Genomic DNA, 17,961 nt, shown 5'->3' with positions numbered 1-17,961 from the left:
TCGTTGAGCCTAGCTAATTTAAGTTTAGCTAAGTCATGAGCCACTTAAGCCATTCTTTGAGTTGGCTTCCAGCGTGCTAGCTCTGGATCAAGCTTGATGCCTTGTGAGGTCAGCAAGTTAACGCGAGCCAAGTAGGCTGCGCCATGCATTAGGTGTTTTGCTAGATCAACGGCATTACGCTGTTGGTAATCGTCTAGATAGCTGTCTTTTGCCCATGCGTTGAATGCGCCAAGTGCAGGGCCTGCCCATACTTGGTAATCCATCTCACGACCTTGTTCACCTGTATTTGACCAACGGCTAGAAAGCCCTAAGTACCAACGGAAGATCAACGCCATTTTACGCTTTGGGTTGCCTTCAGCTCGTTCGATTTGTTTTGGGTCGCGCTCGTTAAAGTGCGCCACAGTTCCCGCCCAAATGTCATCCAGCGTTGAACGGAATACTTGCTTCTCTAACTTTAGGCGTTCTTCTGCTGGAATCGCTTCAATTGAATCGTAACGCGTGTATAGCTCGTATAGCTTGTTTGCACGCATTGGGAACAAGGTGCCGCGTTTAACCACTTGCAGTTTCACGCCCATTTCGAACATGTCTGCCGCCGGGGCCATAGTCACGTCAGCCATTTCAGTTGTCGAAAGCAGCTTACGTGTGTGTTCGCTCGCGCCAGCCTCAACACACGCTTGGTTGATTGAACCAGTAACAATGTAAGCCGCGCCCATGTTAAACGTCGCTAGAGCAGCGTCAGGCGTACCTACGCCACCACCACAACCGACACGTAGTGGAGTTTTGAATTGGTACTGTGCTTGGATTTGCTCTTTCAGGGCAAGAATCGTTGGCAGTAGGGTAACCAGTGGACGGTTATCGGTGTGACCCCCAGAATCGGCTTCTGCAGTAATGTCATCAGCCATAGGAACCAACTGTGCCAGTTCCATTTGTTCTGCTGTGATTCGACCTTCATTAACCAAAGCTTGCAGCATTTTCACAGGAGCAGGTTGCATGAACTTGCTCGCTACTTCAGTACGGCTTACCTTGGCAATAACCTTGTTGCCAATCTGAATCTCACCTTGTGCATCGCGACTAAGGCCTGCTGCACGGTAGTGAACGATTTGCGGTGTTAAACCTAAGAATGCAGAAGCCTCAACCGTTTTTACTTGGTGCTTCAAAAACAGCTCTACACTGCCGCGCTCTAGTGCAGGTTCACTTGGGCTGTGAATCAGGTTAAACGCGTAAGGACCGTTTGGTAGTGCTGCTTGAATACGGTTGATCGCTTGCTCAACGCGAGACGGGATTAAGCCCGCCGCGCCAAATGAACAAAGAATGCCAGCTTGACCAAGCGCAATCACTAACTCTTCAGATGAAATGCCGTTTGCCATTGCACCTGCATAGTAAGCGTATTTTACGCCGTGGCAGCGACGAAAATCTTCGTCGCCTAGGCTTTGTGTACCAAGAGCTGGAGCAAAAGCGCTAACAGGCTGGCTGTTTGCTGCGCTAGCTGAATCGCCCGATGTAATCTCAGCTTGTTGGCTTACGCCTAAGCCTTTTTCTGGGTGGTTCACTGCGTAACAAGCAAGGCTTAAATCTTTCAAGATTGTCGACATTGCTGCGTTATCGAAATGAGTAGTGCTCCCTTCAATCTGCCAAGGCCACGGAGATAGCTTTTCGTTATTGATTGTAGTTTGAGTTGTCATACTAAATTCTTTCCTAATTCTTTGTCTCTAATGGCGGCTTAAGCTTTATTGATAACAGAGGCTTCTTCGATACAAATTGCGATGTCTTTCACTTCGTAAATACGCAGACCATCTTTGCTCAGGTTTGCGTCGCCAACGATGATGCGTTTGCCGTCTTCGTCTTTGATTGCAGTGATGTGTACATCCAATGACATCTGTTTGTTCAGAGGGTTAATTTGACCACGGTATTTCCATTTCACTTCAGATTGGATTTGACCAAATTTCGGATTGCGGAAGCCAGCACCAAGATCTTTGTTTAGTGCATAGGTTTGCATCAGTTCGATGATCGCTTCGACACCTAGAGAACCCGGCATTACTGGGTCTTGATGGAAGTGGAACTGGAAGAACCAATCGCTTGGGTCAATCGTACGCTCAGCGTATAGGTAACCCAGACCGTCTTTACCACCATCGCTAGTGATCTGCACAGTATCGATAAAGTTCAAACGACCGCCAGCCAGTTGGTAGTGCTCTTGCACTTCACCAGTAGAAGAAACAGGTGCATTAAAGTAACGACTTGTTTTGTCTAGCAAGTTGATGTTTACGTCTGGCGTGCGATTGTTATCAACGTGCCATGCGTGAGTCACTTTACCGTTGTCCAAACCAAGTTGGTCTTTCAGTGCTGCGCCTTTGAAGTAACCAAATACCGCTGTACCTTGGTAGAAAGGGACACCGTCAGTGCTTAGCTCGAAGCTGAAGCTCTGTACGATGTTGGTGCCCATCATTACCGTTGAAAGCAGACGAGAATCGTTGGTGATGGTTTTGCCACGTAAATCGACATTGCGTAGCATTTTGCCGCTGCCGTCTAGGTTACGGAAAAACAACTCTTCACCCGGGAAGCCCAGTGTTGTGCCCATGTATCCAGAGATAAAGCCGTTTGGCTGCAGTGAAATCTCCATTAATACCGAGTAAGGCATCAAGGTCTGGTGGCTGTTTTCATCAAAGTACCATGCGTTTTCTGGCACTTCGTATTCTGCGATACATGAAGATGGTTTCTTGAATTCACCACGTTTACCTTCAATCTCAACCACACGTGTCGTTAGCTGCAAGTCGCCACACGGAGTACGTGGTGGGATCATGCCACGGTAGATAGAGAAGTCAGGACCGAAACATTTCTCGATATCACCCGTTGCGAATTCGAACATGTGGTAAGGCGTGAACGGAACTGTGTCTGGCGTGCGGTTCGGGTAATCAGGAGTTAAAGGCGCTTCAACGTGTTGAAGTGGAACCACACCTTTGTTTGGCGCTGTTGCTAGGTCTTCAATTTGAGCCATTAATGGCGCATTAGCTGAAGCCTGTTGGTTAACCGCTGGTGTGTGACCCAAGTTTTCGATAACAGGGGTCGCGACAGCTGTCTCTGCTACAGTGTCAGCAACTAAGATCTTAGCTGTCTCTAAAGAAGGCAAGTAACGAGTACATTCGTTGTCTTCTTTGATCATTACACCCAAGTTTTGGAAATCAACAATCACTTTGCCGTTTAGCAAAATATCGATGTTAGCTTTCGCGTATGGGCGAGGGCTTAGACCAATCTCAGTTACTTCCATGCGGTAAGTCAGTTCTGCCGATTGCGGTAGAACTTGACCACGACAACGTACTTGTTGAGGGGCATTTTCAAGCGGTTGGAAACGACCATTTTGAACAAGCGTGTGCATGCCAAGGTGCATCATGAAGAATTGCAGTAGTTGACCACAACCTTCTGCCATCAAAGAGCCAGCCATTACTGAGTCATCTTTGAAGTGACAAGGGAAGTACCAGTGCTCAGGCTCTAGCTGCTTATGACCTTCAATCAGACCAAGTCCCCATGTGCCACCTTGTGGTTCAACACGGCTAACCTTTTCGATCATCATGAACTTCTCTGAGCTGAAGCATAGAGAAGGCTGGTGGCGATTAGATTGGTGAGTCGGGCCAAAACACTCTGCAATGTTGGCAGTCAGTAGATGACGTAATTCTTGGTGGTTAAACTGCGTTTTAGGGCAATGCAACATAGGGTCGAAGCGTTGCTTAGTTGCAAGCTTACGAGCCTTGATTTCATCTTCAGTGTGAATCACACCTTTGCCATCTGCTAGCTCTTCATCAGTGAAGAAGCCCGCACAGCCGTTATCCATTTTCAGGATCATCTTGTCGCCAACGAAACATTCGTACGAGAAGAAGAACAGCAGCGTGTCGCCATTGCGAGCAAAGTTGTTGATTGATATATCGTAACGCAGCGTATCGCCACCACGAGGCAAGTCACCAAGGAAAGTCAGCGTACAATCAAGCAGGCGGTAAACACGCTCGCCTTTGTTTTCGAAATCAATGCCTAAGTAGCTGATCAGCATTAGGTCACATTGACCAGATTCTACCGCAACAGCCCAAGGGATCTGACCATCGACAAGATACGGTGCATCAACTGGGATGTCGTACTCTGTGGTCATTGTGCTTGGCTTGTACTCGTTCACTGTCGCGTTGAGCTTGGTTACACGAGATACCAATAGGTAGTCAGTGGTTGGCAAGCGAACGCGGCGCGAGTAGCTATCGATGATCGCGTAGTCAGGGCCAAATACATTGGCGATGTCGCCTTCCGCGTATTCAACCAGATCATCGTAATCCCAGATACATGGCTTACGAACAGGTTTTACTGGTGTTGGCGTCGCAAGTACGTTGACTGGTGTTGACTGAACCTGAGCTGGTTGAGCTTGAACAGGCTGAGCTGGCGTTTGTTGGCCAGTCGCTTGTTGACCATTCGTTTGTTGAATAAGGGCTGAGCTATCTAAACCAGACGTCACTGCGTTTAGCTGCGCTTTTAATAGTGCATCAGCCATCTGCATGCCTTGGGCACGAGTGTGCAGGAATGCTTTGTGTACTTGCTGCGCTGCTTGCTGGTTTTGAGCAAAAGCTTGGTTGTGTGGTGTTACAGACGGCTGTGATGCTGCATCCGTATTAGCGTCGATATTCGATACGCCATTTTTAGCGGATAGGACATGAGTCATATTGCTGTGGTTACCTGTTAGCTGACTGTGGCGCGTTGGCGCCAGAGTAGGGGATACTGATGTAGGAGTTTCGATGACTGGCTCTACCGCGTTCTGCGCTAATGCTTTCTTCTCTAACTCTTTTTGCGCAAGGGCTGCTTTAATATTTGCTGTCGTTGGAATCGACGCTACTCTTGCTGCTTGTTTACCAGAAGCTTTCTGTTGAATCGTTGCTAAGTTAGTCACTGGGGTTTGGGCAATATGTTGATAGATATCGCGACCACCAAGAGTCACTTGCTTAACCAATTGACGTTTAGCATCGCTCGCCAGTTCATTGCTTAAACGAACGGAAAGTGATTGAGATTCAACACTCGATTGGCTTAGTAGCAGCTGTGAACATTGTCCTTCGCTGATGTTGGCAACAATCGCACTCTTAGAGCTGATATTTGGATTCAGAGGAGCCAAGTTCAGGTTGAGCAGACCGTGTAGCAGGCTTGCCATACCAGAGGCTGCAGAGCAGTGACCTACACGCTGACTCGCTTGAGTCGTCTTGGAAACCCCTAAGTTGAGAGGTACAAGCTCGTGTGATGAAGACTCTGGTGCATGGTTAAGCTCAAGCAATGAAACATCGTTCGAGTTCATACCGACTTGAGTCAGTAACTCATCAGCAACGGCGTTGTTATGCTCGCTTGAACCAAAGGCTAATGCGTTGATGCTGCCGTAAGCCGTATCTTGATTGCTAGCTACTCGGTTTTCTTCAACAAGAACAATGGCACCTGCGCCTTCACCCACATTCCAATTGCCGTCTTGCGGCTGTCCGAATTTTGGTACAAGTGACACTGGGCTCACGCTGTTCTTCAGAATCACATGTTCTGCACTGCCACTTAGATCAACAGCTGCAATCACGACTGCATCTATTGATTCTTGCGACATTAGGTTTTGCGCGACGTCGATACAACGAGCAACTGACTGTTCAGCGGCTGAAATCGTAAACGCAGGGCCGTTAAAGTCCCATAGTGAAGAGATACGCGAAGCCATGATATTGCCGATGAAACTGGTGTATTGGTTCAGCTTGGCTGCGTCCATCACACTGTCCATCGCGATGGTTTCTAGCGATTGGTATTCATCTTGTGTTAGCTCAATACCCATGTTGGTAAAGCTGTCAGCCAATTGGCTATGCAGGTTTACGCGTCCACGGAATTGGTGCATCTCAAGCTCAGTTTCCATCGCTACCAGTACTGCAACCTTTTGGCCTGCCACGAGCTTGGCATCTTTGATGGCTTCGTCTGCAACTTTCATCAGTAGCAACTGCTGAGAGATCAAACGGTCATCTTCATTAGGCGGCACTTTAAAGCGTAGGAAATCGAGATCGAATTGATCGATGTACGCTCCGTTTGGAATGCCGTGTAAACCAAACTGATTCAGTAGTTCTGGATGTTGGTCTAAGCCTTTCCAGCGTTTCTTAGGCAAAGCAATGAAAGCATCGTTGTTGGTTTCAATTGCAGTGCTTAGCGCATTGATGCTTTGCAGAGAACCGAAGTGAGACGCGAGGCCAGTAATGCTTAAATTGGACGGCTGTAGGCTTGGAGACGCTGACTCTAGAGTCTGGTTTACATGACTGGTGTCTGAATACGTTTCAAGCAGTAAGTGAGCGTTACAACCACCGAAACCAAATACAGAAACACCCGCACAGCGCTCTTGGTTACCTGCTTTACTTGGCCAAGGTTGAACCTGCGTTGGCAGAGTTTGTGAGCCAAATACACCCTCTGGTGACGATAGTGGCTTGTCCAAATTAATACTTGGAGGAAGCACACCTTCTTTCATCGCGAAGATCATCTTCATGATCCCTGGCATACCTGCCGCAGTCAGCAAGTGACCGAGGTTGGACTTCGCAGAGCCAATCAATGGCGGGTTAGAACCATTCAATTTGTCAGCAAAGAAACGCTCCATTGAGGTTAACTCAACCTTGTCACCCAATGGTGTGCCGGTTGCGTGACACTCAATCACCTCAATGCTGTCTGGTGTTAGGTTTGATGCCTCGTAAGCGCGTTCAAAGGCTTGTACTTGTCCTTTGCTATTTGGGCTTAATACGAACTGGCCACGGCCATCGTTCGACAAGCCAATACCGCTGACGACTGCGTAAATGTTGTCGCCATCACGCTCTGCATCAGCTAAGCGTTTTAGGACTAAAACACCGGCACCTTCGCCAGCAAATAGACCTTTACTGTTGCTATCAAACGGAACCGACACACCGTGGTCAGGGTAAGCGTGGAAAATGGAAAAACCCATGTTGATAAAGAATGGGTCAGCACCTGATACCGCGCCTGCCAACATCATGTCGGCTTTGCCCGTGTTCAAGTAATCACACGCTAACTTCAATGAATACACTGAACTTGCACATGCTGCATCTAGGCTAAGTTGCACGTTGCCTAGACCCAATGCATCAGCCACTAACTTAGAGGCATTATGTGCTGCAGCACCATTGATAGGGTTGAGGTCTTGCGCGGTTTCATTGGTTGGTAGCAGTGAAAACTGGTCATTAGCCAATTTATCTTTAAGTGCTTTCTCGACCACCGAGTGATACATCGGCAGAAACAGGTCGTTTGAACGTGTGGTTGGGAACGAAAGGGCACCCATGATCACGCCTGTGCGCTCTAAAACATCGGCATTTAAATTAATGCCTGCGTCGACTAACGCCTTACGACTTGTGTCCAAAGCCCATAGGAAGCTTTGATCTACGCCGTTAAATGATTCTGCTGTTAAGCGGTAGCCATTGCTATCGAAATTGAAGTTTTCGATGTAGCCGCCTTTGTCACAGTAAAAGCGGTCTGACTCACCTTGAACGCCCTGATAGCTTTCAGGTTTAGCACCTAACTTTTCAGCGCTTAATGTGGTTCGAGAATCTTTTTTATTCAGCAAGTTTTGCCAAAAATCTTTTGGCGTATCAGCTTCTGGGTATTGGTTAGCAATACCGACAATCGCGATCTTATTGCACTTCACTTGCTGTTTGTTCTTAGCTTGAGCCTGAGCCTGAGCCTGAGCTTGATATTGAGATGGCTTCGATTGAGAACTCATACTAGCTCTCCTTGATAATTCACTGCGCTGCCTTGAGATAAACCGCTTAATTGCTTAGCTGCGGTGATCTGTTGGTCTAGCCCTTGGATAAGAGGCTCGACAGACAATGGGATTTGATGAGTAATGAGCTGACCAATGCATTTGATGAGCGTGACAACATCGTCACCGCCTTTGGCATTGGAAGCGATTGTGCAGTATTGGTCTGCTACGTTGTCGCTACGATTGATCTTGTCGATCAATGTGCTGGTTTGACGATCGGCACCCACTTCGACAAACAGACGAGCACCTTGTTGACGTGCACTCTGGATCAACGCGGTGAAATCCAGCGTCGAACAGAAAGTGTCGGCAATCGAAAGGGCGATGCTATCGCTGTCGATATTGATTGGTGCGCCCGTCGGTAGACCTGCTGCGCTGATAAAGCGGATATGCTTTGGCAATTCGTCGAACAGTGGTTGCGTGTAAAACTCACGCACTTGGCTATGTTGGCTCAATGCTGGTGTGGTGTGCATTGCGGTAACACGATTCGCGGCAATGCCACGTTTACCCAGTTTCTTGAGTAGTGCACGACATGTGCTTTCACAACCTGCCAGTACGCAAGTGTCACCTTGGATGATAGCGAGATAAGCACGTGGAAACTCTGGTAGCAGAGCCTCAATTGCTTGTGCATCACTGCGAACCACAAAGCTATTCCATTGGATGCTTTCGTCGCTGTTCAGCTGCCAATCTTGACGTACTGCGGTGAGTTCGCCAGAAATAGCCGTGGTGAAAATAGGGCTAGTTTGAGTCATCTCAATCAGCGCATGCGGGTTCTTCCAAACATTTAAGCTGGCCCACATGGAGGCTTCACCCTTGGAGTAACCCAAAGCGAAATCTGGCTGCACTTTGAATTCATCACACAGCAGTTGTGTTAACAGATAACTACTGCCCACACCGGCAATTGCCAGCTCACTGAGCGACATTTCTTGCGAGTCTTCGGCGTAGGTTTTGTCAGCCTGCAGCATCTCTTTCAAGTTACCTTCACGTTCTAAACGAGCAAATAACTGTGGGAAATTGTGGTGAAATTCGCGCAACATGCCGGGATAAACTGTGCCAACACCAGGGTAAACAAATGCAACGCCACCTTTGCTCTGAGGCATCGGTGAGAAACAACTGCCCGCTGGGGTTTTGTATTGGCTATTGTCCGCCATTACTTTTGGCAACGCATTTTCTAGCGCAGTGCTCTCTTGTATTGCAGCCTCAATTGAAGCGGCTTGAATCACGATGTTCGCACCACGGCCAGCATTGTGCTGAACGCTTTGGAAGTGACTTAGGTTTGAATGCATTAAGGTAGCGATAGCAAGTTCACGGTCTGCCGATTCGTTAACGCATTTAAGATCTTCTCTTAACGAGGTTAATTGAGAAACCAATTCGGCTTGTTCGTTGCCTGAAATCACAAACATCAAACGTTCGCTGGATAGCAATGGTTTTGGTTCTTGTAAACCGGTCGCTTGAGTCAATATCAGGCTGGTGGCTTTTTGGCTATCGTCACTGGAAGTTAACGCAGCAACACGTGCTTTGTTCGACTCAGTGAACCAATAATGGCTCGGCAATGAACGGCTCGATATCGCATTAACCATATTCAACAATTCATCAAACTGCTGCGAAGCAGATAGGGCAAAGTATTGCTGTTGATGGTTTAAGTCTGAAGCGGGGCGGCGTGACATCTCTAGAGCAAGCTGAACGCTATCTCCATTATCTAGATCGAGAGTTTCGGCAAAGCCCGCTAAATTCGCGTGTGGGTGAATCTTATTCTGAGCAGCATTCAGCGCACTTAACATCAACAACGATGGTGAGTGAGAATCCAAACAGAGTTTAACAGCAGTGCCTTGATTTACAGTCTCAATCGCACGGCTAAGTGCTTGATTAAAATCGCCATCAACCACAACAGTTATCATGTCTGGGAACGAGGGGAATAAGTCGGCAGAAAGCTCAGCCGCGTTTGCTGGCTGAGCTAAAAGAGCGATGCGCAATGGCATCGCTTTATTAGAAGGAACAGTCACTATGACAATTGCTCCTTTTCTGGGTTCTTAGTCGCCTCTTTCTTCGATACTGCTGAGCTAGACTTCGGCAAAAATGCGTCGTTTAAGCTCTTGCTGATGGTGACTTTTGCACCTTTCATTACTGCGCTTAAACGACCATCTTGGTGGTAAAGCGAGATATCAGCTTGCAGCGAACGAGCCGTGCTTTTTATCACGCTCAGCTCTAGCCAACCTTGGTCACCATTGTGCATCGGTGCGTAACAAATAAACTCACCGATTGCAGACGGTAGGCTTGCCGCGCCGTATTTCAATCGAGCCCATACCAGCATTGCTTGCAACAGATAATCTTCAGCAAATGGCTGGCTATCACCAAAGCCTTGCTTAGGAATAAATGATCCGCAGTCGCTGTTTTCAATCTGAGGCAACTGGCATTGAGCCAATAAGCCTAAGTCGTCAAAGCGTTCGACTGAGGTAATACCTTGCAATCTTGGTCCATGAAACAGAGTACCGTCACTGTATAGAGCTTGTGCCGTTGTTACAGGTGCTGAAGTGTTGGCCTCAAAGCGTTTTACTGACGCTTGTTGAACATCTTCAGACACTTGCACAGAGGCAACTTGCAACTGAGCTTGATACTGTGGTCGCCCTTGGCAACTGATCACCGCTTTTAGCTGATCTTTTGATTTAGCATCAGAAGAAAGAACCAGATTCAGTTCTTGCACTTCATCAGTATCAAAAATCACACCCTTAAGCAGTTTGTAGTTGTGAACGCTAACGTTCACCCCTAACAGTTGCTCTGCCACTTCACGCATCCATTGGATGGCACACACTGTCGGTAACACTGGGTTACCGGCAATGCAGTGATCTTGAATGAAAGGCAATGCCTTTGGATCAAGATGACGTGTCACAGTGATGCTTGTATTCAGCGGACTCTTTGCAAGATGCACAGACTCCGCATTAAGCTTTTTTACAGCAGCTTCCTTGTTGTCAGAACCTTGCATGCTCGTACCAACCAGCAATTGAATGCCAGTTTCGTTCAGTAGTTGAGAGCTAAACAGCTCTGCACCTGCTTGAAGAGGAATTACGTACACACCACGTTCTGTGAACATACGTTTCAGTGCTGCGTTGACCATGCCACCGTCCCACGGTCCCCAGTTGAAGCTCATCACTTTCGCTTGAGGGTTACGCGCAGACAACTGCAGAGCTGCTTTGTTTAGGATCTCGTTAGACATCGAGTAATCACTTTGGCCTGTGTTTCCGTAGAAACCCGCCGCCGAAGAGAACATCGCAATCAGTTTTAGCTTGCTGCTATCAAGACCGCCAAGAACCGCTTCTAGTCCGCCCACTTTCGTGCCGTAAACCATGTTCAGTTCATCAAGCGTTTTGTCTTGAATGTGTTTGTCAGCCAGTACGCCTGCACCGTGGATAAGACCTGTGATGCCATCGAAATTTGCCAGCGTTTTCGCTACTGACTCATGGTTCGATACATCTAGGCTTAGGTATTCAGCGCTCGCGCCAATCTCGTTGAAAGCGGCAAGTGCTGCGTTGATTTCAAGGCTGCTCAATACCGGTTTTAGCAAGGCATCAACTTTTTTCGGCGTTGGTTTGTCACCTGTTGCTTGTAGGTGAGCGATAGCCGCTGGTTTTAGCTCTTTCTCTTGCTTGCCTTGTGCCCACTGAGGTAGCTCAGCTGAAGTAATATGCTTACTACGACCCGCAAGAATGAAGTGAGACTTACATTGCTTAGCAAGCGTCAGCGCACATTCAAACGTCACGCCTTTAGCGCCACCCGTTACGAGAACTTTGTCGCTCTTGGTGAGTTGAGCGCCTGTGTTCTTCGTTTGTGCAGCTCCTGGTGTTGCCGCAATCAATGTTGCACGACCAGATTCACCGTTTTCCGCATGGCTAAGGCCGATTTCAACCGTGTTGGTATCGATATCGAACAGTTCGCCTGTGATAGCTTCAGCTAGGTGACGAGCATCAATAGAAGCGTCAGCATCCAATGCACGGCAGAACACGTTTGACCATTCATGGCTTAGTGTCTTAGTGAGACCAGACAACGCGGCTTGGTTAAGTTCTGCATTCGCTAATTGCTTAGTATCTAAGTAACCAAAGCCACCATCGATTCGGCTTAGCGTGAAGAACACGCTGCGACCAGAAACAGCAGTCAGTTGGCCATTTAGGTGCTTCGCGAACAAGAACGCTGTGGTTAGCGAAGTTCTTGAGTCTGCATTCAAGTTAACCGCTTGCTCGTTGCTTTGTTTCGCATCAACGATAGCTTGTAAATGAATGAAGCCAGCAATCACTTTGTTCGACGTTTTAAGGTCTGCTTCGATGTCGTTAATAACTGCAGTCACACCAGCATCATCGACGCTGTTGAGTGTGTAGCTTGCGATTTCACTGTTTAAAGGTGACGCGGCAGAAAGAGCACTACGCACTACAGCAACTTGAATGCCGTTAGCGGTCAACTTTTCTGCTAGAACACCGGCGTTGTGACCATCATCTGTGATCACGACACAAGCGTCTTTTGAGAAACAATCGACGAGTTTATCTGCCGCTGGTAGCTTTTTTAGCGCTACCTCATTGTGTGGAGGAAGTTCCGCTGTCGCTGTTTCTGCGATAGGCGTTACTGATTCAGCTTTAGGAGTCGCTACGGGTGCTGCTGCGGATAGCTTGCTTTGCATGTAAGTAACGATTTCACCAAGCGTACGACACTCAGCTAAGTCTTCAGGGTTTAGCTCTGGCAGTGTTGGTAGCTGGTCTTGAACCGTACCCAGGATCTCAACACGTTTGATTGAGTCGATGCCAAGGTCTGCTTCCATGTCCATCGCTAGGTCGAGCATTTCTGCTGGGTAGCCTGTTTTGTCGGCAACCACTTCCATCATTGTTGATTGAACGTGAGCAGGGTTTAGGTCGTTGCTCGTGCTTTCTACAGTTGCTGCAGCGACTTCTGTACTCGTAGTAGCAGTAGCGCCTAGCTTGCTGTTCATGCCTTTAGTATTCATGTAAGCAACGATTTCACCCAGAGTACGACACTCAGCCAAATCTTCAGGGTTCAGCTCTGGCAGTGTTGGTAGCTGGTCTTGAACCGTACCAAGGATCTCAACACGTTTGATTGAGTCGATGCCAAGGTCTGCTTCCATGTCCATTGCTAGGTCTAGCATTTCTGTTGGGTAGCCTGTTTTATCAGCCACTACGCTCAGCATTGTGCTTTGAACTTGTTCTGCGTTTAAAGCGTTTGATACTGCTTGCGCTGATGCAGATGCTTGAGTTGCTACTGGAGCAGAAACGGGAAGCTTACTGTTCATGTAGTCAACGATCTCGCCTAGAGTACGACACTCAGCGAGATCTTCAGGGTTGAGCTCTGGAAGAGTCGGTAGCTCGTCTTGAACCGTACCTAGAATTTCAACACGCTTGATTGAATCGATACCAAGGTCAGCTTCCATGTCCATTGCTAGATCTAGCATTTCAGTCGGGTAGCCCGTCTTCTCTGCGACTACTTCTAACATGGTTTTCTGAACGACAGCCGCATCTAGTCCATTGCTAGCTGTTGCCGGAGCAACCATTGGTGCCTGTGAAGACACAGGAGCTGAAGCTGGAAGCTTGCTGTTCATGTAGGCAACGATTTCGCCAAGAGTGCGACACTCAGCTAAGTCTTCAGGGTTTAGCTCTGGAAGAGTAGGCAGTTCATCTTGAACCGTACCAAGAATCTCAACACGCTTGATTGAATCGATACCAAGGTCTGCTTCCATATCCATTTCTAGATCAAGCATTTCCGTTGGGTAACCTGTCTTCTCAGCAACCACTTCTAGCATGGTTTGTTGAACGACTTTTGCATCAAGACCGTTAGCTGCTTGAACAGGAGCGGTTGCGCTTGGCTGTGCAGCAACAGGCGCTGATGCAGGCATCTTGCTGTTCATGTAAGTAACGATTTCGCCAAGAGTACGACACTCAGCTAAATCTTCAGGGTTCAGCTCAGGTAGGTTTGGCATTTCGTCTTGAACGGTACCAAGAATCTCTACGCGTTTGATTGAGTCGATACCAAGGTCTGCTTCCATGTCCATTTCTAGATCAAGCATTTCCGTTGGGTAACCCGTTTTCTCAGCGACCACTTCTAGCATCACTTTTTCAGCATCTGCTGATTGTACTGCTACTGGTGCAGCCACAGGAACCGGTTGCGCTTTAACTGGCACTGGTTGAGCTGCAACAGGCGCTGCCGCTTGAGCCGCTACTTGTGGTGCAGGAGCTGCTTTCTGTACTGGAGCTTGCTGAGTTGTTGTATTTTGAACCGGCGCAGCTTGAACAGACTGAGCTTGTACAGGAGTCGCTTGTACTTGAGCTACAGGCTGTTGAACGATAGCTGTTGGAGTAGCTTGAATCGCTGGCTGAGCATTTACAGACGCAACGAAGGTTGGTTGTGCTGTTTCGACTGAACCTTGCGTCAGCATGTTAAGTGCTGAGTTGTTGCTGTGCGCTTGCATTTCTAGGTAATGAGCGTGAGCTTTTAGCGTTTCAGCTTGGTGCTGGTGGAACATCTCCATAGAACGCTGTAGGTTCTCAGGAATTGCTACGCCTGCTGTTGCCATTTTCGCTTGCTCAGACATTAGGGTGTTGAACGTGTCACCGTATTGCTGAGGAATCGCAAGGAACTGCTGATGTACTTCTGCTGCTTGTTGTTGAGCATTGAAGAATGATTGCAGTGAAGACTCATCAACCGTTACTGAAGCTGTTGGTTGAATAGTCGCTGGTGCAGGTTGCGCCACTTGAGGCTGCTGAGTTGCTGTTGCTACTCGTACATTTGGTGCTGCAACTGATTGTTGTACATTTGAAGCTTGAGGAGCAGGCACATGTACTTCAACGATTTCTGTTTTGATCACTTCTTTTTCCACGATTTTCTCGACTTCAACTTTCACTTCAACAATCTCAGTTTTTTCGGTGACGTTGCCCGAAGCCAGTGATTGATCCATTTTCTTACGAGTAGCAGGGCTGATGTAGTTGGTTGCATTCAGCTTGATGTTCATTGGTGATGCCTTTGCAGGTTCAGCAATGTCAGCTTGGTAAGGGTCAATGTTGTCTAATGAAACACCTGCCACGCACAGTTGAACCGCAGCTAAACGAAGCTGTTGGTCACTGTCGCCTTTAGGGCTTGGGTTGATGCTGATTGCGTAAAGCTCTTCGTTCTTATCAGCCAATGTTTTCTCAACCAGCTTTTGAAGAATGTTTTTCGGACCGAACTCAACGAATACACGCGCGCCTGCTTCATACATCGCTTCAATTTGCTCGCTGAAACGAACCGATTGCAGCATGTGCTGTTTGAATGCTTTCTTGATCGCTTTCGCGTCTTTGCTGTGCAGTTTGCCCGTTGCGTTTGAGTAAAGCGGCAGCGTTGGAGCGCTGAATGAAGCTTTATCAATTGCAGAAGCAAATGGTTTTTGAGCGTGAGCAACAAGTGGTGTGTGGAAAGCACCAGACACTGGCAGAGCAATCGCTTTGAAGCCTTGTTCTGTTAGCGCTTGTGCTGCTTGTTGAACCGTCGCAGTTGGACCTGCAATAACCAGTTGAGTCGGAGCGTTGTAGTTGGCAATGCTCACGCCTTCGAATTGGCTGATGCAGCTTTCAACGGCTGGAAGCTTGTCTGCGTCTAAGATGACCGCAAACATAGTACCGCTGTCGCCTTGTTTAGGTGTTGCTGCCATTGCATCGCCACGAGCGAAAGCTAGCTGGTAGTAATCGTCTTGCGAGATAACACCCGATGCACATAGTGCACTTAGTTCACCAAAGCTATGACCTGCGACCATGTCAGCTTTGAAGCCAGCTTGAGTCATGATGTCGAACTGACCCATAGACACCGTACCAATCGCACTTTGCGCATTGGCCGTGTTGGTTAGCACCGCTTCTTGAGCTTTGGTTGCTTCTGGTGTGAACGTTGGAATTGGGAACAGAATTTGCGACAGAGCCGTTTTCTTGTGCTGACCAAATACTTGATCCGCTTGAGCAAGCTGTTGGCGCATTTCAGGGTAATGACAAGCAAGCTCGCGGCCCATGTTCAGGTATTGCGAACCTTGACCTGCAAATAGCGCTGCCACTTTACCTGCACCGTTTTCAGCAATCAGTGCCGATTCACGGTAGCTAGTACCGTTTGGCATCTGCCAATGTGTTTTGGTTTGGCTTTCAAGCATAGAAACCGCTTGAGTCAGTTGCGCTTGAAGGTCTGCTTGGTCAGTCACGACTAAACCAATACGAGCATGCTTAGCGTCAACTTCGCGTAGAGCATGTTGTTCAGCAAGCGTTTCCAGTTTGAACGCAGCATCTGTAGCTTGAGTAGAAATCTGCTTTAGATCACTGACCAGTGCTTGGCGAGATTCAGCACTGAACAATAGCGTTTGAGGTACTTGGCGTTGACGGTATTTGTCACCGCGAGCGTGTTCTGGTGTGTATTCTTCCATTACTACGTGGAAGTTAGTGCCACCAAAACCAAATGAGCTGATACCTGCACGGCGCGGTGTACCGTCGACACGTTTCATCCAAGGACGCGTTTGTGTGTTTAGGTAAAACGGTGAGTTCTCGATATCCAACTTAGGATTCGGAGCTGATACGTTGATCGTTGGCGGCAGCACTTTGTGGTGTAAAGCCAATGCAGCTTTGATTAAACCTGCTGTACCTGCGGTTGATTTAGTGTGACCAATTTGAGATTTCACAGAGCCTAACGCAATGTGTTGCTTCTCTTCATTGTTCTCACTGAATACTGAGTTTAGGCCACCAAATTCAGCTACATCACCGGCAGCTGTACCTGTGCCGTGCGCTTCTAAAAGACCAAGCGTGTGCGGTGCGAAACCTGCATCATCGTAAGCACGCTTTAGTGCCTTTGCTTGTCCTTCAGGGCGAGGCGCGTAAATACTCTTGAACTTACCGTCCGAAGAAGAACCCACACCTTTAATTACTGAGTAGATTCTGTCGCCGTCGCGTTCAGCATCTTCAAGACGCTTAAGAGCAACCATGCCAATACCTTCACCAATCATCATTCCTTTTGAGTCGATGTCGAAAGGTTGAATCGTTTCATTTGTGGTGAATGCTGGTGTTTTCGAGAAGCTCATGTACATAGTTGGCGAGTTATCAGTACACACACCACCTGTGATCATCATTTCACTGCGGCCTTCAACCAGCTCACTAAGAGCCATGCGCATTGCGGCTAGAGAACCTGCACACGCAGCATCTACCACACAGTTGATGCCACCAAGGTCAAAGCGGTTAGCGATACGACCTGAAATTACGTTACCCAACGAACCAGGGAAGGAGTTCTCTTCCCAGTGGATGTATTGGTCTTGGAATTTTTTGATCAGCATTTCGCTGTCTTCGTCGTTGATGCCACTGCTCTTGAAGACTTTTTTCAAAACAGGGTATTGCAGACGAGCATTTAGGCTTTGAGCGATCTTTTGACCACCACCAACACCGAGCGTAATACCGATCTTATCGCGATCGTAGCCTTCAGGCAGCTTGGCATCTTCAAGCACTTCTTTTGCAACGATCAGAGAAAGCAGCTGTGATGTATCAGTCAGTTCTAGGATATTTGGCGGAAGACCGAACTCCATAGGGTTGAAGTCCACTTCAGGGATGAAACCACCGCGCTTACAATAAGACTTGTCTGGCGTAGTACGATCTGCATCGTAGTAATCTTCTGGACGCCAGTGCGTATCTGGTACTTCGGTAATTGCATCGATCTTTTCACTGATCAAATCCCAGAACTTATTTAAGTAACGGGAGTTCGCAAACATGCTTGCCATACCAACGATAGCAACTGGCATATCTTTAAGGCGTTTATTGAGTCGAGTGTCGTCGACTGATTCCGGTGTATTTTTTTCGGGTTGGCTCATTATGAGTCTCCACTTGAAATCACTGAGGGCGATGTCGTGTTTTGAGGCTGCGTTTCTAAATGGATCGAAAATAAATCTGAAACAGACTTGGGCAAACGCAGCTGAAGAGCAAGGTTGCCAAAAGTAGGCCACCTAACTGAAATAGGGTGTGCGAAGTACATTGACTTGCGGGAGTTGAGAACGTGTTTCATGCGCGAAGAGGGCATTCGAATGTGAGGGTCATGTCCATTAAAATCCTATCCAAAGTACTGCTTTTGTGCAAAGCAGGTATCCGCAAAAAAAACGTGTGAATTTGTTTAATGGTTGAGCAGGCTACCCGAGGTGAGTAGTTGAT

4 protein-coding genes are annotated in these 17,961 nt (G+C 47.8%); all 4 read right to left on the bottom strand.

Features of this window, described 5'->3' with window-relative positions; genetic code table 11:
* Nucleotides 1-44 precede the first annotated feature (44 nt).
* The 4 genes from pfaD to AACW75_RS20645 are packed head-to-tail and all read right to left on the bottom strand — an operon-like array spanning nt 45 to nt 17,627.
* Nucleotides 45-1,682, bottom strand: coding sequence for an eicosapentaenoate synthase subunit PfaD (pfaD, locus tag AACW75_RS20660; RefSeq protein WP_145570368.1), 1,638 nt, complete (start codon nt 1,680-1,682; stop codon nt 45-47).
* Nucleotides 1,683-1,720: 38 nt separating this feature from the next.
* Nucleotides 1,721-7,741, bottom strand: coding sequence for a hotdog fold thioesterase (locus tag AACW75_RS20655; protein WP_237297505.1), 6,021 nt, complete (start codon nt 7,739-7,741; stop codon nt 1,721-1,723).
* Nucleotides 7,738-9,780: a PfaB family protein gene (locus AACW75_RS20650; RefSeq protein WP_145570372.1), complete on the bottom strand. Its 2,043-nt coding sequence runs from the start codon at nt 9,778-9,780 to the stop codon at nt 7,738-7,740. The genes AACW75_RS20655 and AACW75_RS20650 overlap by 4 nt, the downstream gene beginning before the upstream one ends.
* Entirely contained in the window at nt 9,780-17,627 is a 7,848-nt protein-coding gene (locus AACW75_RS20645) for a type I polyketide synthase (RefSeq protein WP_145570373.1), read from the bottom strand. The genes AACW75_RS20650 and AACW75_RS20645 overlap by 1 nt, the downstream gene beginning before the upstream one ends.
* Nucleotides 17,628-17,961 lie beyond the last annotated feature (334 nt).

The sequence above is a fragment of the Vibrio sp. L3-7 genome (assembly GCF_963898195.1).
GTDB classification, from domain to species: Bacteria; Pseudomonadota; Gammaproteobacteria; order Enterobacterales; family Vibrionaceae; genus Vibrio; species Vibrio echinoideorum.
The sequence above is the reverse complement of the archived record's forward strand: the minus strand, read 5'-3'. Positions and strand labels throughout refer to the sequence as shown.

Bases quoted from the DNA above. Each gene is read 5' to 3' on its own strand.
- pfaD (WP_145570368.1), bottom strand. From the start codon at position 1,682: ATGACAACTCAAACTACAATCAATAACGAAAAGCTATCTCCGTGGCCT.
- AACW75_RS20655 (WP_237297505.1), bottom strand. From the start codon at position 7,741: ATGAGTTCTCAATCGAAGCCATCTCAATATCAAGCTCAGGCTCAGGCT.
- AACW75_RS20645 (WP_145570373.1), bottom strand. From the start codon at position 17,627: ATGAGCCAACCCGAAAAAAATACACCGGAATCAGTCGACGACACTCGA.